This window comes from Paenibacillus nanchangensis (assembly GCF_046543445.1).
In the GTDB taxonomy this organism is placed as follows: Bacteria; Bacillota; Bacilli; order Paenibacillales; family Paenibacillaceae; genus Paenibacillus_AQ; species Paenibacillus_AQ nanchangensis.
Map to the genome: position 1 here is coordinate 78,746 of NZ_JBHOFD010000016.1, position 22,123 is coordinate 100,868.

The window sequence follows — 22,123 nt, forward strand, 5'->3', positions numbered from 1 at the left end:
CTTTCCGCTTGGAAGATCAAACTTACGGATTATAATACAAAAAATCAAGCGGAAATACCATAAAGATTTTTTGGCTGATGTTATGATGCAGATGTGCTTATTTATGATAGCGGTTACATTGGGGCGAATCTTTTAGAAAGGTTGGATGGATATGAGCAAATTTCCTGAAAATTTTCTGCTTGGGGCGGCCACTGCAGCGCATCAGGTAGAAGGCAACAATATCCACAGTGATTTTTGGGCAATGGAGCATGTTCCGCATTCCGTATATAAAGAACCTTCTTTGGATGCGGTAGACCATTACCACCGGTTCAGAGAGGACATTCAGCTCCTGAAGGATGCCGGCTGCAACGCCTACCGGTTCTCTATAGAATGGGCAAGAATAGAGCCGGCCAAAGGGCAGTTTGATCCCCATGAGCTGGAGCATTACCGGCAGGTTCTCGATTTTTGCCATGCACAAGGGATTACTCCGATTGTGACGCTGCATCATTTTTCTTCGCCAAAATGGCTGATCTCCGAGGGGGGATGGGAGAGCGAATCGACAGTGGAACACTTTGGAGCATATACCCGCTATGTGGTTTCCGGGCTGGGCCATCTCATTCCTTATATTTGCACCCTTAACGAAGCCAATATGGGCAAGCAAATCACAAAAATCATGAAGCGGATGATGGCTTCCAGCCCAAAAACCGGCGCCCAGGCCGATGTTCAAGTGGGGCTTAATGCAGGGGCCGCCGACCGGATGCTCCATTATTACCGGGAACTGGGCGAAGTATTCGGGATTGATCCCCGCAGTGTACAGCCGTTTTTGTCACCGAGAACGGAGCAGGGGGAACGGATCATTATGAAGTGCCATGAAACCGCAAGAAGCATAATCAAGGCGATTCACCCCCAGATTCAAGTGGGAATTACGTTTTCGCTTTACGATCATCAGGCGCTGCCGGGCGGAGAACCCTACGTGACCAAAGAGCAGCAGGAGGATTTCCTGGATTATTTGCCGTTTATTCTGGAGGATGATTTCCTGGGTGTCCAAAATTATTCGCGCAAAATTCATGGTCCGGACGGTGTCGTTCATCCGGATGATCAGACAAGACGGACCAAGATGGGATATGAATATTATCCGGAGGCTTTGGGGCATGTGCTGGATTTTGTGGCTGAACACTGGCATAAACCGATCTTCATTACGGAAAACGGGCTGTCGACAGACAACGACGAGGAACGGATTGAGTTTATCCGGCAGGCGATGGCAGATGTGCATGAGCGGATAGAGCGGGGACTTCCCGTCATTGGGTATACTTACTGGTCGCTGCTGGACAATTTTGAATGGCAGCTGGGTTATGACCAGACCTTCGGCCTGATTGCCGTGGACCGCACAACCCAAATCAGACAGCCTAAACCAAGCTTGTCCGCATTGGGGACGATTCGTCATACCGGTCTGTAACCGGTTTACTCAAACGGCTTTACGGAAAAAGGAGGGCGAACAAATGAAGGTAGCAGGCAAAGTAATGGTAGTTACCGGTGCAGGCGGCGGAATCGGGAGGGAGCTGGTCTTAAACCTGCTTTCCAAAGGCGCACGCGTGGCGGCGGTGGACATCAGTAAGGCAGCCTTGGAAGAGACGGTCCGGCAATCCGCCGGCAAAAGCGGTCTGATCTCCACCCATCTCGTCAATTTGACCGAACGCGCTGCTGTGGAAGCTCTGCCGGAGCAGGTCATCCGGGAGCATGGCAGCGTAGACGGCGTTATTAATAATGCGGGAATAATCCACCCGTTTGTGAATGTCAACGAATTAAGCTACGACAAAATCAAGCAGGTCATGGACATCAATTTTTACGGGACGCTCTACATGGTCAAAACCTTTTTGCCCTATCTTCTGGCAAGGCCGGTGGCGCATATTGCGAATGTCTCCAGCATGGGCGGCTTTCTGCCGGTTCCCGGGCAGACGATCTACGGCGCTTCCAAAGCGGCGGTCAAGCTGTTGACCGAGGGGCTGAGAGCGGAGCTTAAGGATACAAATGTGAAAGTAACCGTGGTTTTCCCCGGCGGCGTAAGCACCAATATTATGCAAAATTCCGGTTTGGAGAACGCTCCTTCCAAGGAGATGAGCAAGGAACAGGTCTCTCAATTGCTGACGCCCTCCAAGGCTGCGGAGCTCATTATCGATGGAATCGAAACAGAACGGTATCGTGTTCTGGCGGGCAAGGACTCCAGAATGATGGATAAGCTGTACCGCTTGAATCCAAGACGGGCCGCGGAGCTGATTGCCGACAAGATGAAGGACTTAGTCTAGGACAAAAGGAGATGCTGGCGTGCGGAATGTGGTCAATCTTAACTCATCCTGGAGGTTCCTGCAGCGGGATGAGATTGAAGCTAAAGAAGTAAACTTCAGCGATCAGGACTGGGAGCGGCTGTCGCTGCCCCATACCTGGAATGCGTACGATGGGGCCAATGGCAATGAATATTACCGCGGTGCTTGCTGGTACCGCAAAGATTTAACAGTCCCAATGACCTGGCAGAACCAGCGGGTATTTATCGAATTTCAAGGGGCGAACAGCATCGCCGATGTTTATCTGAACGGACAGCTCGTAGGCACGCACCGCGGAGGTTACTCCACGTTTCGGTTTGACCTCACGCCATATTTGGCGTTTGGCACATCCAATCTGCTTGCGGTCCGGGTGGACAATTCGCCGGTTGAGGATGTCTATCCGTTAAGAGCGGACTTCACCTTTTTTGGCGGACTATACCGTGATGTGAATCTGATTCTCGTCCATCCTGTGCATATCGACTTGATGGATTACGGTTCTTCAGGCGTTTATGTGGTGCAGGAGGAAGTCACGGAGCCGGCGGCCAAACTGCGGGTGCAGACGCGGCTGGCGAATGATCTGCCGGATGAGAGCAAGGTCCGGTTATGGATTGAGCTGCTGGAAGAGAGCGGCCATGCCGTCTGCGCCTCTGGAGCGGAGGTTGTTATTCCGGCGGGTGACAGCCGTGCTGTTGATCTAAAGATGACCCTTAAGCAGCCGCATTTATGGAACGGTACCGGAGACGCCTACCTGTATCAGGCGCGGGTTACCCTGCAGCGCTTTAATGACACAATCGATGAAGTGAAAATCCCTTTTGGTGTCCGCTATTTTCATGTAGACCCGAATCAGGGATTGTATTTGAACGGCAGTAATCTCCGGTTAAAGGGAGTTTCCAGGCACCAGGACCGGAAGGACAAGGGATGGGCAATATCGCATCAGGAGCACGATGAAGATATGGCCCTTATCAAGGAGATGGGAGCAAACTCGATCCGGCTGGCCCATTACCAGCATGACCAGTATTTCTACGATCTGTGCGACCGTGAAGGCATGGTGGTGTGGGCTGAAATTCCGTTTATTACCCAAATGTCGCAAAGCGATTTGACCGGGGAAAACGCCAAGTCCCAAATGATCGAACTGGTCCGCCAAAATTTTAACCATCCTTCGATTTTTTTCTGGGGTCTGCAGAACGAAATTCAGATTGGCAGCAAAAACGCGGACCGTGTCCGCCAGGTGGTCCGTGAATTAAACGATTGGGTGAAGCGTGAGGACCCGTCCCGGTTAACGACGATGGCCAATATGTTTATGGTTGAGGATCAGGATGAATACAACTATATCACCGACGTGATCGGATACAACAAATATTATGGCTGGTATAACGGCAAAGCCGAGGATTTTGCGTCATGGCTCGACCATTTTCATGCCGTCAATCCCGCGACCTGTTTATGTATTTCAGAGTACGGCGCGGAAGGTATTATCGAGTATCACAGCGATAAGCCGGTTGTGAAGGATTACACCGAAGAGTATCACGCGGTTTATCACGAGACGGTCTGGAGGATTTTTGAAGAACGTCCGTTTCTGTGGGCGACGTATGTATGGAACATGTTTGATTTTGGGGCGAATATCCGGGATGAAGGCGGCGTGAAAGGCCGCAACAATAAAGGGCTGGTTACCTATGACCGCAAAGTTAAAAAAGATGCGTTTTTTATGTATAAAGCACATTGGTCGACGGAGCCTTTTGTGCATATTTCGGGAAAAAGATACCTGGAACGTCCAAACGACACCATGAATGTGAAGGTATACACGAACTGCGAAGCCGTAACGTTAAGGGTAAACGGGGAGGTAATCGGGACGTTATCCGGCGGCGGCAACGTTGTGGTTTTTCAAGAGGTCATGTTGGGGGAAGGTGTCAGCCATATCGAGGTGACCGCCGGTCATGACGGAGCGGCATATGCGGATCAGGCATGGTTTACCAAAGTTGCCGCCGCCAATACCTCCTATACCGCTCCGGTAGAAGATAAAGGGGAAGCCGTCGCCAACTGGTTTCAACTGCCGGAGCATGCGGACGATGAGCCGCTGGAAGAGGTGGACATTCCGGACGGAGTCTATTCCTCCCGCGACACGCTTCAGGATTTGATGGCCCATGAAGAGGCGAGACAGGCGGTGGTCCACGTGCTTGGCGATCTGACTCAGGTTCCGATGTACGGAATGATGGAAGGCTTCAAGCTGGATGTCCTGGCCTCGCTGGATAACGACAGCCTGCTGTTTAATAAGCGGAATCTAAACAAGCTGAACCGCGAGTTAGTGAAAATCACAAAGCAGACGGGCAACTCGTGATGCTGGAAAGGAGATCCGCATGAACCCAAAAATCAAACAGCTGCTAAATAATGAAGGGGAAAACTATATCTTCCCGTTCCTCTGGCTGCATGGGGAAGAAGAAAATGTATTGAGAGAATATATGGAAGCCATTCATTCCGCGGGCATCGGTGCCGTTTGCATCGAAAGCAGGCCGCATCCCGATTTTTGCGGTCCGAAGTGGTGGCATGACTTGGATATTATCTTGGATGAGGCCAGAAAGAGGAAGATGAAAATATGGATTCTTGATGACAGCCATTTTCCTACCGGGTATGCAAATGGGGCTTTGGAGAACGCGCCAGCGGAATTATGCAGACAGTTTATCTATTATTCTTCTGTTGAGGTGGCCGGGCCGGCAAAGTCCGTTCAATTAAACGTGGCAAACCATGCGGTGTATGTCAAAAACCCGTTTGAAACCAGCATCTTTGGCATGCGCGCCAAAAAAGAAAAACGAAAGTTCGACGACGATGCCCTGTTCAGTGTCTGCGCAGCGCGTGTTGACCAAGGTTTTGATGCATCCACCTTAACGGATATTACGGAATATGTTAAGGATGGAGAACTGGTCTGGGATGTCCCGGCAGGAAAATGGATGATTTACGTTCATTATCTGACCCGCAATGCCGGCAGCCGTGACGGTTACATCAACATGCTGCATAAGGAAAGCGCAAGAAAACAGATTGAAGCCGTGTACGAACCGCATTGGCAGCGCTACAAACAAGAGTTTGGCACGACCATTGCCGGCTTTTTTTCAGATGAGCCGGAGCTGGGTAACGGCAAAATGAATGCGAACCAGCCTATCGGCGCGGATCAGGACCTGCCGTGGAGCCCTGAGGTAGAGGCGCAGTTGCTGGCCCGGCTGGGCGGACAGTGGAAAACCCGATTGCCGCTGCTGTGGGAAAGCGGGAACCATCCGGACCAAACGGCTGAGGTTCGTTATGTTTATATGGATATTGTCACACGGCTGGTGGAGAAGAACTTTTCGCAGGAAATCGGGGACTGGTGCGCGGAGCATGGTGTGGAGTACATCGGCCATTTAATCGAGGACAACAACATGCATGCCAGACCCGGTTCCAGTCTGGGGCATTTTTTCCGCGGCCTTTCCGGACAGCATATGTCCGGTATTGACGATATTGGCGGGCAGGTTATGCCCGGCGGCGAAATTTATCCCAAACGGACGGTTATCGGCGAGCGCGACGGCGAATTTTTTCATTACCTGCTTGGAAAATTGGGAAGCTCCTTTGCGGCGATTGACCCCATCAAGAAAGGGCGCACCATGTGTGAAATTTTTGGAGCCTACGGGTGGGGCGAAGGCGTCCGCACGATGAAATATCTGGTGGACCACTTCCTGGTGCGTGGGGTCAACCACTATGTGCCGCATGCTTTTTCCGCCAAACCTTACCCTGACCCGGATTGTCCGCCGCATTTCTACGCTAATGGCCATGATCCGCAATTTCGCCATTTCGGCGCGCTTATGCGGTATGTAAACCGGATGTGCGCTTTGATCAGCGGCGGTACCCGGATTGCCCCTGCGGCTGTACTGTATCATGCGGAGGCGGAATGGGCAGGGGAGTATATGCTGGACCAGAAGCCGGCGCACGTGCTGCTGGATCATCAGATTGATTTTGACATTGTGCCTGCCGATGTCTTTGTGGAGCAAGACCGTTACAGAACCCGGTTGGGGAACTGTTTGTACGTGAATGACCAGGAATACAAGGTTTTAATTGTCCCGTATGCGCAGTATATGACAGCGGGTACGGCCAAGGCCGTCCTTGAGCTGAAGGCGGCAGGCTGCCCGGTGCTCTTCATTGACGGATTGCCAAGCGGAATACTGAGCGGAGAAGCCGCTTTACTGACAGAGCTGTCTGCCTGCCGGGTGGTTACCTTGGATACGCTTGTGTCCGAGCTGGAGAGCCATTCCGTAGCTGAGCTGGCGGTAGAGCCGGCTTTTCCGATGCTTCGTTATTTGCATTACCGGGAAGATAACGATCTTTATCTGTTCACCAATGAAAATATGGCCGAAGCATTTACCGGTACGGTACACGTGCCTGCTGCAGGCCCGGTATACGGTTATGATGTATGGAACAACCGCCTGGTTGAAGTGCGGGCTGAGCCTACAGATACAGGGACAAAGCTCTGCCTGGAAGTAAGGCCTTATCAGAGTGTGGTTATTGTGTTTGGCCGGGATGAGGAAACCGGTGCGCGTGCGGAAGCCCCCGCTTGCTGTGATCAGGAAATCCAACTGGCCGGCGGGTGGACGATGAGCCTGGCGGCAGCGGCGGAATATCCTCATTTTCACGACCATCAGCCGATTGAAGAATGTACAAATGTGGGGCTAAACTACCCCGCATTCTCCGGCTTTATCCGCTATGAGCGGGAGCTGGAGCTTCCTGCACTGCGCCATGCCGAGCTGGTGATCGAGGAGGCATACGAAGGCGTAGAGGTATTTGTTAATGAGCAGTCAGCAGGCATTCAGGTCGCTCCTCCATTTCATTTCAGGATCGGCCACCTGCTGAAAGCAGGCGGCAACAAGCTGCGGATCGAGGTAGCTACAACACGAGAGCGTGAACAGCACTATGCTCCGCCGCAGGCGGGAAGCTTTTTTGCCGCTTTTCTCAAAGCTCCCGCGCTTCCGCCGACCGGAATAATCGGCGATGTAAAGATTTTGGCTCAAGCCTAACCTTCAAGGGGTATTTTAGCCGGTTCCTGTCTATAGACGGGGGCCGGCTTTATTTTTGGGATTTATTAACAGTATGAATAGTCAAAATTAATGATTGATATCACCAAAAAAATGACCAAAGTACCATAAAGAAAAAAAGGCAGATGCTAACATTGGAGTTGAGCTCAGCAAGTAAAGAAAGCAGTCGGCCGATAAACGATGTTTTGAAAACGCTTAACCCATAAAATGTAAGCGCATTATTTTTTATTGTTGTTGATCTGAAAGGGGCGAATGGTATGGCGCAGATTGCGTTAAAAAAGCCGGCAAAGCAGCAAAAAGCAATCATCAAAGCGGAAAGAGAGAAAATGTACCGCCGGGCCAAGGGCTGGGAGCTGGCGCTTTATCCGATTGGAGGCTTCGGCCACAATGCCTTTATGTTTCTGATGGGTCTGGTTTCCTATTATGCTGCTGGAATTGTTGGTCTGGGTACGGTGATTGCCTCCATCGTTATCACTGGCTCCAGGGTAATGGATGCGGTGACGGACCCGATTATCGGCATTATTCTCGACAAAACCAATGGAAAGTACGGGAAAGTCAGACCTGCTTTGCTGATTGCTTATCTCATAATGGCTGCGTCAACGTTACTGCTGTTTTTTACTAATCATCTGATACCTGACGCATTGAAGCTTGTATACTTTATTGGGCTGTATATGGTTTTTATTGTCGGTTATGCGTTATCCCAAATTTCCCTTAATATCGGAAATGCCATTTTGACCAATGATCCGGAACAGCGGCCGTTGTTCGGCGGACTAACCATGATCTACACGATGGTATTTTATACGGCCGCTTCGGTTTATCTGTCGTTTTATCTCACCGGCAAATACGGCGGTTATACCCAAGTTGGCTTGTTTCAGGAAATGACCATTTCCACAGTGATTCTTGCGGGTGTCGGATATGCGTTTGCCATCATCGGTATCTCGTCCAAGGACCGGCCGGAACACTACGGCGCAGGCCAGCATTCGGAGCCTCTGAAGCTGAAGGAAATCTGGCCGCTGCTTAAGAGCAACCGGCCGCTGCAAATGTTTGTGGTGTCCGCCTCCATTGATAAACTAAGTCTGCAGATTGCCGGCAACCAGATTGTTAACGTGATGCTGTTTGGGATTGTGCTTGGCAATTATTCACTGCTGGGGACAACCAATGCGATCGGGATGATTCCCAATATATTAATTTTGATGTTCGGCATCCGCTATTCGATGAAATTTGGCTCAAAAAAAGGTTTTGTAATCGCTACCTGGGCATGTCTGATCAGTTACAGTCTGCTCTTCCTGCTGTTATGGCTGGGCGATCCGAATCAGATCCGGATGGAGAACATGGGTTTTATGACCATCAGTTTTTTATTTCTGTACCTGATTGGCGGAGCGTTGCGTTATGTAGGCTCCGGCCTGATGATGCCGATGCTGGCGGATGTCATTGACTACAGTATGTATAAAACCAACCGCTTCGCTCCGGGCTTGATCTCCTCGGTCTATGCCTTTATTGACAAGGCCGTTTCTTCGCTGCAGCAGACCTTCATTGGAGTCATGCTTGCTTTTATCGGGTTCAAAACGGCTTTTCCGGACGTAGATACCCCGTATTCCGGCAAAATCTTTTGGATGACGATGTTCCTGTCCATCGGGATTATGCTGCTCGCTTGGATCATCTCGCTTATTGCCATGCGGTTCTATGAACTGGATAAAGCGCGGATGGTTGAAATTCAGGCGGAAATTGAAGCACGGCGGCAGGCCGCACAATCTTAACTTTGGAAGGAGCCAATAAAGATGACGGATTTCACCAGTGTAAAAGACAAAGTGGCGGTAATCACCGGCGCAGCCGACGGGTTGGGTGAGGCGATTGCCCGCTGCTACGCGGATAACGGCATGAAGGTGATCGTTTCGGATATTAATGCCGAGAAGGGAACACAAGCAGCGGATCAACTGAGAGCACAAGGCGGAGAAGTATCCTTTTACCAAGCTGATGTCACTTCTGAAAGCGGTATCAGGAAGCTGATGAATTATGCAGTGGACACGTACGGCCGCCTGGACGGTGTCGTTAATAATGCAGGCATAGCCGCAGCTAACCGGCCAGTCCATGAATATACGGCTGAAGAGTTTGACCGGGTTACCGCCGTGGATTTGAAGGGCGTATTCTATGGCATGAAGTATGGGATTGAAGCGATATTGAAGTCCAAATCGCCCGGCGGATTTATCATCAACATAGCGTCGCTGGCCGGTCTCCTGGGCAACAGTTCCATGGGGCTCTATACGGCCTCCAAACACGGCGTGGTTGGATTAACCAAAACGGCCGCGCTGGATTATGCTCCCTATAACATCACGGTAAATGCGATTTGCCCCGGCACCTTCCGGACCTCGATCTGGGGCCAGGCGCCTGAAGAGGTGGTTACAGAGTATGCCAAAATGATTTCGCCAAACGGGCAGCTCGGCGATCCGCGGGAAATCGGGCATTTGGCCTTGTTCCTGGCCTCCAGCCTGGCCCGGTATATCAGCGGCGCAGCCATTCCGATTGATGCCGGGGCGGGCGCCGGCAAACTCACGCCTGTGAAATGGGAACATCCGGAGATTTTACATTAGTTTTAGAAGATCAGGAGGAAGAGAGAATGGCAACTTTCCGTAATCCGGTCATCAAGGGCTTTCATCCCGATCCTAGCGCCTGCCGGGTTGGCCAAGAGCCACCGGGAATGGAAAACACTCGCAAACTCCGGCACATTTTGATGAGTTGGCCTATTCTCCAATCGAAGGAGAACGCATGAACGTCTTTGCGATAATGACATGATTTTGAGCAGAAAGCTCCTTATCGGCGGATAAGGAGCTTATGCTTTTTAGAGCTGTTATTTTGCCGGCGAATCCTTAAAAATGCCTTGAAAACCCTATAATTCCTCCTTTTGACTTGAAGTTTCAGTCCGGTATATTTTCATTGATCAGCGGGATGGGAATTAAAGCCATGAATAACTTTTTGATAGCACCTGTGGAATAGGTTATGTACAATCGTTACTAAAGTCGAATCACAAAGGAAGGGCCAAACATGAGGTTGCGGCAGTGGGCACAAAAGCCAAAGACAACAATAAGGAATATGAAATTCCAAAATAAGTTAATGGCGGGGTATCTTCTGGCCTGCGTTATTCCCTTAGTATTTGTAAGCGTCTTCATATTTCGCCAAGCGGCCGCGGGACTGGAGGACTCCTCCCAGGAATTTGCTTCCCTGTATACGTCCCAAATCAAAACAAGCTTAAACGAGTTCCTTGAAGAGTATGACGAGGTCACCAAGTCGGTCCTGGTCGACAATGAGCTGATTTACCGTCTGGGTGAAGCCCGGAAATTGCCTATGGCCGAGCAGGTGAATCAGAGAGTCGCTGCTCAGCGCCTACTGATGCGCGTTGCCCTGCTGAAATCCGAGATTAGCACCGTGATGTTAATCAGCCGCGACAACAGTGTGTACCAGTATACAGCGACAACCAGCAGAGTCAATGAAGAAGCGCTGCTGTCCCGGCCGTGGTACCGGGAAATTGACAGTTCAAATGAAACCTTCTTCATTACCGGACTGCATGACCGTTCCCATTATGAGGATAAAGGGGCGGGAGCGGTTGTAACGATAGGCAGAGTGCTGTACAGCTCGAACGGAGCCTATGCGGGCCTGCTGCTGTTGGATTTGGATCCGTTTACTCTGCTGCAGCTCGATCATGAATTCATCATGGCCCGGGACAAATACGGGATCAGTGTATTTATCAGCAACCGTAAAGGGCAGATGGTGTATCACTCTGACGCCGCAAGCGGCCGGATGTCCTGGGAAAAGGTGCTCGAATCCGAAGCGGGCTACATGGAGGACAGCGGAAGGAAAGACCGCATCGTCCTGCTGGGCAGCACCGGGCAGGGGGAATTGTCGATCCGGACGGAAATTCCGCGGGTCAAACTTCTGCAAAAGATCAATGATATGCAGGGCATGACCGTCATTATTATCGTGCTGAGCTGTCTGTTTATCACCTTGATCTCCTTGGCTTTAAGCTACACGATCACCAAACCGATCAAATCGCTCCGCCGAAGCATGAAGCAGGCGGAAATCGGCCAATATGTGCCGATTGAAAAAGAGCAGTCGCGTGATGAGATTGGAAGTCTGGTCCACAGCTACAACAAAATGATCCTGACGATCCGCGACTTAATAGAGGACGTCTATATCGCGGAAATCAAGCAGCGGCAGGCCAAGTTCATTGCGCTTCAGAATCAAATCAACCCGCACATGCTGTATAACACCCTGGAATCCATCCGCATGAAGGCGATCGTAAATGACGACGATGAAGCGGCTGAAATGATCCGGATCTTGGCGCGGATGTTCAGGCTGGCCTTGGGTAAAGAGGGGCGGTCACATGCTATTCAGCATGAGCTGGAATACACCACCAATTATTTGCAGCTGCAAAATATCCGTTTTGAAAATATGTTCAGGCTCAGCGTCCGCATTCCCAAAGACATGCTGCGCTGCCGTGTCATTCCGCTTATTTTTCAGCCAATTGTCGAGAACAGCATCAATCACGGATTTACGGATTATGACCGGCCGATGGAAATCGGAATCGAAGGGAATTGGACGGAGGAAGGCGATCTGCTGATCCGGATTACGGACGATGGAGCTGGCATGTCTGAGGCCAAACGGCTTGAGCTTATGGCCCTTCTGGAGGATGTGGAAACCAATAAAACCAAGCTGGGGCAGACGGACGCTCCTGCCGGCAAAGGGCTGGGGCTTGTAAATATCGCGGAGCGGATCAAACTCCAGTATGGAGACCGTTATTATTTGGCCCTTCTTCCGGCGGCCGGAAACGGTACGGCAATTGAAATCCTGCTCCCGTCATCAAGCTATGAAGAAAGGAAGGAATCACCGTGAAGATTGTATTGGTAGACGATGAAAAAGGCATTGTGGAAGGTCTCAAAAAAATGATCGGCCGTTCCGTTCCCGAATGCAAGGTCGTGGGCACAGCCCATAACGGGGTGGATGGCTGTGCGCTTATACAACAGCTTGATCCGGACATCGTTGTTACGGACATCCGAATGCCAAAAGCCGATGGTCTGGATATGATAACCATGCTTAAATCCGCGGATGTACATGCCAAATTTATTTTGCTTAGCGGGTATGCGGATTTCGAATATGCGAGGAAAGGCATACGGCTAGGCGTAGAGTTTTATCTCAATAAACCGGTGGATGAACAAGAACTGAGCGAATGCCTGAAACAGGTCATGGGATCGATCCGTGCGGACAGAACCAAACTGCAGGAAGTCAATGATTTGAAAAAGGAGGTTCATAAAAGCATCCAGGAAAATGCTCTGCGGGATATCATCGATCTGGGCAGCGAGCAGACAGACCTTGTGGTGGAACTGGTGCAGATCGCTGGAATTCCCGCGGAGTATAAACGGTTTGCGTCTCTAATTGTAGAAGCGGGAAGTATCGATTATTTAAAAAAGTTTGGTTTCCAGTCCATTTTCAAGCACATCGATCTGGCGCTGCGGCCCTACAAACAGGTGTACAGATTCCGTTATACAGGAACACAGATAGCTGTGGTTATCGCCCACACCACCACGATTGAAAACGGCGGCCTGATTCGTGCGGCACAGCGTTTGCGGGAAGCGGTTAACCGGGAACTGAACCTGCCGGTTACGGTTGGAATCGGCACGGCGAAGGAGCGGGCATCGGGCATCGGCCAATCTTTTGAAGAGGCCAGAAGCGCGCTCAGCTACAAATTGTTTAAAGGCGCGGATGCCATCATTTCATTTCCGGAAATCAAAAATTTGGCCGGTACATGTGAAGCGGTGCATGGAGAGTTGATTGATAAACTGGACGCGGCCCTCGACAACAAGGACGAGGAGGAGTGCGCCGCCGTGATCCGGGAGATTTTCCGGGGAATGGAGAAGCATCCCGGCTTAAGTCCGTCGGAGCTTCAGAAGCAGTGCCTGAACATTCTTTTATCCAGCATCCGCAAGCTGTCCTTTCAGCAGCTGCAGCAAAATGAACGGCTTGGCCGCCAATTATTGACGCTGGAGGGGATATCGAGCTTCCGGACCCTGGAGGAACTGGAAGAGTGGATGAATCAAGTGATCGGAGGCATTATCGCGTTCAAAAAAAGCCACAACGTTCCCCACAAGCAGGACATGATCTCCGAGATCAAAGAGTATGTGTCGAAGCACTATAATGAGCAGATTAGTCTGGCTGATCTTGCGTCGCGTTTTTTCATTAATCCCTATTATTTGAGCCAGATTTTTAAGCAGAAGACGGGAGATACTTACTTGAATTTCCTGACGAATATCCGGATCGCAAAAGCCAAAGAGCTGCTGGAAACGACCGATCTGAAAATGTACGAAATCTGCCAAATGGTCGGTTACTCGGATCCCCAGCATTTCTCCCGGATGTTTGAAAAAACGGCGGGATGCAAACCCAAAGAATACCGGAAAAACCTGTCGGATACGTAGCGCGAGCAGTATGGCGAACCCGCACCGCTGCCGGTTAAACGGATATTAAAAATGACCCGGTTATCCTTAAAAATGCCTGATTGAGAGCGGTTTCCCCCGGCGGTATAGTAACAGCGAAAGCGAATTCAACAACCAGAACCAGGGGGGGACACATTGAAACACACTGCAACGCATCAAATGAAGGTGTATTGGCCGCTGTATGTGATGGCGATTCCGGGAATCGCTTTTCTGATCGCATTTAAATTCATTCCGCTGGCCGGCGCTGTAATCGCCTTCAAAGACTATTCCGTCTTCCAGGGGCTGATCGACAGCCCGTGGGTGGGCCTCAAGCATTTTAAGACGCTGCTGGATCATCCCGACTTCATCCAGGTATTCGGCAATACGCTGATGCTGGGATTTTTTAAGCTGGTCCTGATTTTTCCGGTGCCTGTATTATTGGCGCTGATGATCAACGAGGTCCGCAAATCGGCGCTGAAAAAAGGCATTCAGACCGCTCTATACATCCCGCATTTCCTGTCCTGGGTAATCGTCGGCGGCATCTTGTTTGATTTCTTTTCGCTGAGCGGCTTGTTCAACATCATTCTCGGATGGTTTGGGGCAGACCCGGTGCTGGCCATGCAAGAAAGCGCATACTTCCGGCCGATTTATGTCCTGGCGTCGATTTGGAAGGATGCCGGTTGGGGAACCGTGGTTTACATGGCAGCCATCAGCGCCATCGATCCCCAGCTGTACGAATCGGCGATGATCGACGGGGCGTCCCGGTTCAGACAAATCCGCCACATTACGTTTCCAATTTTGCTGCCGACCGTGCTGGTGCTGTTCCTGCTGGATATCGGGAATTTCCTCGATCTCGGCTTCGACCAGGTTTATAACCTGCTTACTCCAATGACGTACAATGTCGGCGATATCCTGGATACCTACGTATTCCGGACCGGAATTCAGCAGGGGCAGTACAGCTTCGCTACGGCGGTAGGACTGTTCCAGTCCATTATCGGATTTATCATGGTATTCACCTTTAACAAGATTTCCAAAAAAGTTTCGGACGGGGGGCTCTGGTAACTATGCTGGAAGCAAAAGGAGAAAAGGCGTTTGTTACCGCGATAACGGCCGCTCTCATCCTATTTTCGGTCATCGCGCTGGTCCCGCTGCTGTCCGTCATCGCAACTTCATTTAGTTCAAAAAGCGCCGTGGATATGAACCTGGTTACGCTGTGGCCCAAGCAGTTCACCCTGGATTCCTGGATGTATATCCTTGACCGCCCGGATCTTTGGAAATCCTTTTTTCTGACGCTGGGGACAACGCTCATCGGTACCGTACTGGCGCTGCTGATGACCGCCTTGTTTGCTTATCCGCTGTCGAAGCCGGAATTCCGCTGGGGTTCGGTGATTATGATATGCGTGGTCGTCGCCATGATTTTTAAAGCGCCAATTGTGCCGTATTTCCTGACGGTGCGCGGGATGGGTCTATATGACAACCCGCTGGTGCTGGTCATTCCGCATATTTTGAACCCGTTTAATCTGATTATTATGAGAACCTTCTTCAGGCAGTTTCCGAAGGAGCTGGAGGAAGCGGCTTTCCTGGAAGGCTGCGGGTATTTCCGGATGCTGTTCCAATTCGTGCTGCCGCTGTCCAAAGCCGTCCTGGCAACCCTTGCTTTATTTTACGGTGTGGTGCTGTGGAATCAGTTCCAGCATCCGCTCTTTTTCCTGCAGGACCCGGACTGGTTCCCGCTGCAGATCAAAATCCGGCAGTTCATTACCGATGATAATGCGATTATGGCAGGCGTCTCCTCCGCTATAGACCTCAACTACAATGAGCGGACCCTGCGGGCGGCCACCGTTATTTTTGCCATCCTGCCGATTGTGGCGGTGTATCCGTTCCTGCAAAAATATTTTGTTAAAGGAGCCATGATCGGTTCAGTAAAAGGTTAAGGCTAACCTCCGGTTTCACAGCAGCGCCAAATATAAACCAATTCAAAGGGGAAACGCTCATGAAAATTAAAAAGTTCGGATTACTGTTATCCGCCGTTCTTCTCTCTGTGACCGCTTTATCCGGCTGCGGCGGAAATAATGAAGCTTCCAATGCCGCCAATTCGGCCAATGCAAGCCAAACCGCAAACGGGGAAGAAATTGTGGATATCGAGGTATGGGGGACGAACATCGGCTACCAGCCGATTGCCAAGGGCAGCAAGCTGTATGAGTTTTACAAGGAGAAACTCGGCGTCGGCGTCATTCATCCGTATGTCGAGTGGAACGGAGGCACCAATTACCTGAACCAGCTCAACATGAAAATTGCGGCAAACGAAATGCCGGACCTGTTCCTGCCCCAGCAGGGCCTGGAAGACAGTTTGGCCAAAAACGGCGCAATTGCGGATCTGACGGAGCTGCTGCCGAAATATGCCCCGAATCTCTGGGAAGCCATTCCGCAGGACATGTGGGATATCGTCAAGGCCAACGATCCGACCGGCCAAGGGAAAATTTATTATATCCCGGGCATGGTGGATTACGGCAGATATGCGGGCATGATTCGCCAGGATTGGCTCGATAAATTGAACCTGTCCATGCCAACCACGCAGGAGGAATATGTAAAAGTGCTGGAGGCGTTCCGCGACCAGGATCCAAACGGCAACGGCCGGAAGGATGAGCTGCCTACCGGCGGCCGCGAGCAGGCCCGCTGGATGGACCACTTGTTCGCCATGTACGGAGTCGCTATGTTCGAGGGTTATCCGGACTGGGATATTTACAACGGCGAGTTGACTTACTCCGCAGTGACGCCGAACATGAAAGCCGCGTTGGAGTTCTTGGCGAAGCTCTACAAGGAAGGGCTGATCGATAAAGAATCGCTGCTGAACACCAAAGACAAATGGGACGGCAAAATTTATTCCGATAAAGCGGGGAACTACTTCCATTGGGTCGAGCAGGGGTATTTAGCTCTGGAAAACAACTTCAAAAACACAGGCGTAAAAGCAAACTTCACGATTTTGCCTGTGCCGAAGGTTGAAGGGTACGAAGGCTTTTATACTTGGAAGCGGTTTACGCCTCCGGCTTGGGTAGTCAAGAACAACAAGGATGAGAAAAAGCTGATGGCGACGCTGAAGCTGCTCAACAACATGTATGACAAAAAAGTGTGGAATGACCTCTACCTGGGTGTGGAAGGCATGCATTATACGATGAAGGACGGCAAAGCCGTTAAACTGCCCGATGATAAAAGCACCCAAGAGAACTTGATTCTTGATCCATACTCCAAAATCTCGACCCTGGATTTCATGATGGACCTGAACAAGAACACTGCTTCGGAAGACAGAATGTGGGCGATTGACCAGGTGAACCGGAACATGCAGGAAGCCCAGAAATATGCCAAAGTGATTGCCGGGGACGGGATGCCGGCCAGCGTATATGACGGCTACCCGGATATCAACAACCGCACCCTCTATGTTGAATACGCCACAAAAATTATTTTGGGACAATATCCGATCGATAAATTCGATGAGTTCGTGGAGAAATGGAACAAGTCCGGCGGTGAAGAAGTGACCAAACGCGCCAGAGAATGGTATACGAAGGTGCAGAAATAACGTGTAAATGAAGATCATCCGCTCGATTCGAATTGGAGTCGGGCGGATATTTTATCCGGGGTATAGAGTGGGAGGTTGTTATGGGAAACCGTTTGACGGAAGTATTACAGGGCCGGGAGGCCAATTATATCCTTCCTTTTCTCTGGCAGCATGGCCAGGAGGAAGCGGTGATCCGGGAAGAAATCGCCCGGGTGCATGAATCGGGAATCGGAGCGGTGTGCGTGGAGGCGCGGCCGCATCCGGATTTTCTGGGGCCAAAGTGGTGGCAGGATATGGACGTCATTATGGATGAGGCGCGGAAACGCGGCATGAAGGTATGGCTGCTGGATGACGACCATTTTCCGACAGGACATGCGGCAGGCCGGGTCAAGCAGGCTCCGGAAGAGCTGCACCGCAGGTTCCTGGGCGAACGCCATATGGATACCATAGGTCCGGCCCCGGGAGCGTCGGTGCTGCTGGATACACTGCTGCTGTCCGGGCTTCGGCCGACCTTCTCCTTGCGTCCTTATGCCAGCGGCAAACATCAATTGGTGTCTGTCGTTGCGGTCCGCCGTAATCCGTCCGATGGAACGCTGCTTGAAGATTGCGTAGATTTATCGGCAAATGTGCAGGATGGAGTGCTCTATTGGGACATTCCCGACGGCTATTGGCGCATTTTTATCATTTCGGAGAACAAAGACGGCGGCAGCAAACCGCAGGAAGATTACCTGAACCCGCTTGACCGGGATTCCGTCCGCATTCTGCTGGACACCGTTTATGAGCCCGTTTACGCGCGTTATGGAGCGGATTTTGGCCAGACGTTTGCCGGATTTTTTTCGGATGAACCTGGATTCTATAACGATCCAATCACCTTCCAGTTCGATTCAAAGCCCGGTAAACCTGGAGTACCGCTTCCCTGGAGCCGGGAAATGCCGGCTTTGCTGGAACAGGCGCTCGGTAAAGATTACGGCAAGCAGCTGCACCTGCTTTGGCATGACGCAGGGGAGGCATCGAACGTTGTCCGGTACGCTTACATGAATATTGTCAGCAGGCTGTACGGGGAACACTTTTGCGGTCAAATCGGAGAATGGTGCAGGGCCCGCGGAGTGGAGTACATTGGCCACGTTCTTGAAGACAACAACGTGCATGCAAGGCTGGGCTCCGGCGCAGGACATTTCTTCCGCGCGCTTGGGGGACAGGACATGTCGGGCCTGGATGTGGTGCTGTGGCAGATTGTTCCCGGCTTTGATGAATTATCCTACCGGCAGCCTACAGGGGTGACGGACAGCGAATTTTATCATTATGGTCTCGCCAAGCTTGGCGTTTCGCTTGGGCATCTCGATCCCCGCAAGCAGGGCAGAACGATGGCCGAAGTATACGGAGCGTACGGGTGGACAGAAGGGTTAAAACTGATGAAATGGCTAACCGACCATATGCTGGTTCGAGGGGTTAACTATTTTGTCCCGCATGCCTTCTCCCAGAAGGACTTTCCCGATCCGGACTGCCCGCCGCATCTGTATGCAGGCGGACAAAATCCGCAGTATCGTTATTACAAATATTTAAACCGGTATATGAACCGCATCAGCCATCTGATCTCAAGGGGAAGACATGCGGCAACCGCTGCTGTTTTGTACCATGCCGAAGCCGAATGGTCCGGCCAGGCGATGCTGTTTCAGAAGCCGGTAAAGGCCTTGATGCAGCACCAGATCGACTGCGATGTGGTTCCGGCCGACTATCTTCTGGAATCGGGTCATGTGGCGGACGGCAGGCTGCACGTTAACGGGGAAAATTATCAGTGTCTTGTTATCCCTTATGCCGAAGCGCTTCCGGCTGAACTGCTGCAGCGCCTGGCCGGGTTTGCCGCACAGGGGCTGCCGATCCGTTTTGTGGAGGCGCTGCCAGTGCGGTCGAGTGAAGGCATCGACGTCTCTGCCGCGTTGTCGGCGCTGTCCGCATCTCCGCATGTGGAGATTACCGGACTGAATCATTTGGCGGATGCTTTAATTGCCGACGGAATTTATGAGCTGCGCATTGAGGGATATGAACCCTATCTCCGGAATTATCATTACGTTCATACGGATCTGGATGTCTATATGTTTTTTAATGAAAGCCCGCACTGGATTATTACCACTACCGTTGAATTGCCGGTCGAAGGCGAGCTTTATGTTTATGATGCATTCCTTAACCGGTTGACCGCTGCAAATGCGGCGGGACAGCAAGGGATAACAAAAACTAAACTGGTGCTGCACCCTTATGAATCGATTGTTCTGCTGCATGGGCCGGCCTGCAGGGATGCTGCAGTAAAGACGCAGCCAGCTTCCGTGGTAGAGCCGTTGCCGGCTTCCGTGGTAGAACCGCCGCCGGCTTCCGTGGTAGTGCCGCCGAGTGTTGCCGCAGGGCCAACTCTTGAGATTCTAGGTGAATGGACGGTCTCCACCGCCGATGCCTTACAGTATCCTCAGTTCAAGGAATGGGGAAAGCTTAACGCACTCCAAAATATGAGCGCACCGGATGTCCTGCCGCGATTCTCCGGAACCTTCCGTTATGAAACCGAATTTAAATGGAGCGGACCTTCGGGCAGTGTGCTGCTGGAGCTGGGCGAGGTGTATGAAACGGCCGAGGTATGGCTGAACGGGGAGCAGGCGGGGGTGAAGCTGTGCCCTCCTTACCGGCTGGAGATTGACGGCTTGGTGCAGCAAGGGAACAACAAGCTGGTCATTGAAGTCACCAATACATTGGTTAAGGACCAGCATGATTACTTGTCGGCGTTCGCCCAGCAGGAGCCCAGCGGGTTAATGGGTCCGGTTCGCCTCAGCAGCAGGGGAGATCAGGGATTCATTTGTTGACTATACGCACCGTGAAAGGGGAATCAACCGGTGAACTATGTATGCAACCCCATAAATATCGAATATAAATATCAGTTTGTGGAATTCGGCAAAATGATGCTTTATAGAGAAGCTGCGGACCCGTCGCTAATTCGCTTTAAGGGAAAATATTATCTGTTCCCGTCGATGACAGCCGGATTTCTGACGAGCAGCAATCTGGCGGATTGGGAATATCATGCCCTGACCGGTGTGCCGCTGTACGATTATGCCCCCGACGTGCGGGTGATCGGGGAATGGCTGTATTTTTCCGCGTCCTCCAAAAGTAAAAACTGCTCCTTCTTCCGCACCAAAGACCCGATCAAAGGGAAGTTTGAGGAAATTCCCGCAGGGTTCCCGTTTTGGGATCCCAATCTGTTTTTAGACGATGACGGCCGGATTTACTTCTATTGGGGTTGTTCCAATCTGACGCCGATTTATGGGGTGGAATTACATCCGGAAGACATGACACCGCTCGGGGAGCCCGTTGCGCTTATTTTTGGCAGGCCGGAGATGCATGGTTATGAAAGAAACGGAGAAGATCATGTTTTCGGCAGAACGCCTGAACAGATTGAAGAACTGGTTCAAGCCTATGCGAACAGCGGAAACGTGACCGAGGAGAACTTGAGGAGATTCAGGGTTGCTGTTGGCAGTGACCCGTACATGGAGGGAGTGTGGATGGACAAATATGACGGCAGGTATTATTTGCAGTATGCTTCCCCAGCCACAGAAGTGAATGTATATTCCGACGGCGTATATGTGTCCGATCATCCGCTGGGACCGTTTACTCCGGCCAGAAACAACCCTTATTCCTACAAGCCGGGCGGGTTTATTCCCGGAGCCGGCCACGGCTCTACACTAGAGGATGAATTCGGAAACCGGTGGCATGCCGCAAGCATGAGAATCAGCGTAAACCATCCTTTTGAAAGACGAATGGGACTGTGGCCGGCAGGGTTTGACCCCGACGGGGAGTTATTCTGCAATCAACGTTACGGGGATTGGCCGATGAAGATCGAACAGGCCGCAATGGACCCTTGGAGCCAGCCGGAATGGATGCTGCTCTCTTATGGAAAGCCGGCCCGGGCTTCTTCCTGTGCGGAAGGAAAGGAGTCTTCCCTGGCGGTGGACGAAAGCGTCCAGACCTGGTGGAAAGCGGCGTCTCCGCAGCCGGGCGAATGGCTTGAGCTAGACTTGGAGCAGGTATGTAATGTGCATGCCGTACAGCTTAATTTTGCGGATGATGGGCTCAGTCTTCCTTTTCCGGAAGGGATAACGCCAGCGGTAAACGGGGAATTGCAGAAAACGAGAAGACACATCGAAGAACGGAAGCACGTTACCAGGTGGCTGCTGGAAGGATCAGTGGACGGTACCGGGTATTTTGTAATTGAAGATAAATCAGAGGCGGATTCCGACCTGCCGCATGACCTGATTGTCAAAGAAGCCGGAGTGAAAGCGCGGTTTATCCGCTGCACCGTTAAGGAGCTCCCTTATGGCCAAACGGCCTGCATTTCCGGCCTGCGGGTGTTTGGACTTGGAGAAGGGGAGCGGCCGGATAAGGTAACCGGTGTCCAGACCCGCTTGATGAGCGAACTGGATCTTACCGTATCCTGGGATCAGGGAAAGGCTGCCGGGTATAATGTGCTATGGGGCTTCGCGCCGGAGAAGCTGTATCACAGTTATATGGTGTTTGGCAAAAATGAGGTGAACATCGGTGCATTGGTCAAAGGCCAATCCTTGTATGTCAGGGTGGATGCTTTTAATGAAGCAGGCATCACCGAAGGCGACGTGTATAAGGTGATTGATTAAGCCGCAAGAACGGGCTGCCGGATATATAGCGGCAGCCTGTTTCATGCGTAAATGTTACGCCAAAGGTGTATAACTTAAGCCCAATAGCCAGCCGTTAAATCAG

Annotated in this window: 13 protein-coding genes; all 13 read left to right on the forward strand. The window is 51.4% G+C overall.

All coding sequences use genetic code 11. From position 1 onward, the window contains the following. The first annotated feature begins 151 nt into the window (after positions 1–151). On the forward strand, positions 152–1,435 hold the full coding sequence (locus ACE6ED_RS14580) for a glycoside hydrolase family 1 protein (protein WP_410827912.1): 1,284 nt from the start codon (positions 152–154) through the stop codon (positions 1,433–1,435). A gap of 43 nt (positions 1,436–1,478) precedes the next feature. After that, positions 1,479–2,282 carry an SDR family NAD(P)-dependent oxidoreductase gene (locus tag ACE6ED_RS14585; RefSeq protein WP_410827913.1) on the forward strand — a complete coding sequence of 268 codons (804 nt, stop codon included), beginning with the start codon at positions 1,479–1,481 and terminating at the stop codon, positions 2,280–2,282. 19 nt (positions 2,283–2,301) lie between these two features. Then, positions 2,302–4,629, forward strand: a complete 2,328-nt coding sequence (locus tag ACE6ED_RS14590; RefSeq protein ID WP_410827914.1) for a glycoside hydrolase family 2 protein — start codon at positions 2,302–2,304, stop codon at positions 4,627–4,629. 19 nt (positions 4,630–4,648) lie between these two features. Continuing rightward, positions 4,649–7,324, forward strand: coding sequence for a glycosyl hydrolase (locus ACE6ED_RS14595; RefSeq protein WP_410827915.1), 2,676 nt, complete (start codon positions 4,649–4,651; stop codon positions 7,322–7,324). Between the two features lie 275 nt (positions 7,325–7,599). Further along, on the forward strand, positions 7,600–9,099 hold the full coding sequence (locus tag ACE6ED_RS14600) for an MFS transporter (RefSeq protein ID WP_410827916.1): 1,500 nt from the start codon (positions 7,600–7,602) through the stop codon (positions 9,097–9,099). A 21-nt stretch (positions 9,100–9,120) separates the two neighbouring features. Beyond that, a complete protein-coding gene (locus ACE6ED_RS14605) occupies positions 9,121–9,930 on the forward strand; it encodes an SDR family NAD(P)-dependent oxidoreductase (RefSeq protein ID WP_410827917.1) in 810 nt (269 codons plus the stop codon). A gap of 499 nt (positions 9,931–10,429) precedes the next feature. Next, positions 10,430–12,226, forward strand: a complete 1,797-nt coding sequence (locus ACE6ED_RS14610; RefSeq protein WP_410827918.1) for a cache domain-containing sensor histidine kinase — start codon at positions 10,430–10,432, stop codon at positions 12,224–12,226. Then, positions 12,223–13,803, forward strand: coding sequence for a helix-turn-helix domain-containing protein (locus ACE6ED_RS14615; protein WP_410827919.1), 1,581 nt, complete (start codon positions 12,223–12,225; stop codon positions 13,801–13,803). Before ACE6ED_RS14610 ends, ACE6ED_RS14615 begins: the two co-directional genes overlap by 4 nt. Positions 13,804–13,956: 153 nt before the next feature. Beyond that, positions 13,957–14,862: an ABC transporter permease gene (locus ACE6ED_RS14620; protein WP_410827920.1), complete on the forward strand. Its 906-nt coding sequence runs from the start codon at positions 13,957–13,959 to the stop codon at positions 14,860–14,862. A gap of 2 nt (positions 14,863–14,864) precedes the next feature. After that, positions 14,865–15,734: a carbohydrate ABC transporter permease gene (locus tag ACE6ED_RS14625; protein ID WP_410827921.1), complete on the forward strand. Its 870-nt coding sequence runs from the start codon at positions 14,865–14,867 to the stop codon at positions 15,732–15,734. Between the two features lie 59 nt (positions 15,735–15,793). Then, positions 15,794–17,374: a type 2 periplasmic-binding domain-containing protein gene (locus tag ACE6ED_RS14630; RefSeq protein ID WP_410827922.1), complete on the forward strand. Its 1,581-nt coding sequence runs from the start codon at positions 15,794–15,796 to the stop codon at positions 17,372–17,374. Between the two features lie 80 nt (positions 17,375–17,454). Then, a complete protein-coding gene (locus ACE6ED_RS14635; RefSeq protein WP_410827923.1) occupies positions 17,455–20,199 on the forward strand; it encodes a glycosylhydrolase-like jelly roll fold domain-containing protein in 2,745 nt (914 codons plus the stop codon). A gap of 30 nt (positions 20,200–20,229) precedes the next feature. Continuing rightward, positions 20,230–22,020, forward strand: a complete 1,791-nt coding sequence (locus ACE6ED_RS14640; protein ID WP_410827924.1) for a family 43 glycosylhydrolase — start codon at positions 20,230–20,232, stop codon at positions 22,018–22,020. The last annotated feature ends 103 nt before the right edge of the window (positions 22,021–22,123 follow it).

Coding starts and splice junctions, on each gene's coding strand:
- ACE6ED_RS14580 (WP_410827912.1), top strand. CDS start 152: ATGAGCAAATTTCCTGAAAATTTTCTGCTTGGGGCGGCCACTGCAGCG.
- ACE6ED_RS14585 (WP_410827913.1), top strand. CDS start 1,479: ATGAAGGTAGCAGGCAAAGTAATGGTAGTTACCGGTGCAGGCGGCGGA.
- ACE6ED_RS14595 (WP_410827915.1), top strand. CDS start 4,649: ATGAACCCAAAAATCAAACAGCTGCTAAATAATGAAGGGGAAAACTAT.
- ACE6ED_RS14600 (WP_410827916.1), top strand. CDS start 7,600: ATGGCGCAGATTGCGTTAAAAAAGCCGGCAAAGCAGCAAAAAGCAATC.
- ACE6ED_RS14605 (WP_410827917.1), top strand. CDS start 9,121: ATGACGGATTTCACCAGTGTAAAAGACAAAGTGGCGGTAATCACCGGC.
- ACE6ED_RS14610 (WP_410827918.1), top strand. CDS start 10,430: ATGAAATTCCAAAATAAGTTAATGGCGGGGTATCTTCTGGCCTGCGTT.
- ACE6ED_RS14625 (WP_410827921.1), top strand. CDS start 14,865: ATGCTGGAAGCAAAAGGAGAAAAGGCGTTTGTTACCGCGATAACGGCC.
- ACE6ED_RS14630 (WP_410827922.1), top strand. CDS start 15,794: ATGAAAATTAAAAAGTTCGGATTACTGTTATCCGCCGTTCTTCTCTCT.
- ACE6ED_RS14635 (WP_410827923.1), top strand. CDS start 17,455: ATGGGAAACCGTTTGACGGAAGTATTACAGGGCCGGGAGGCCAATTAT.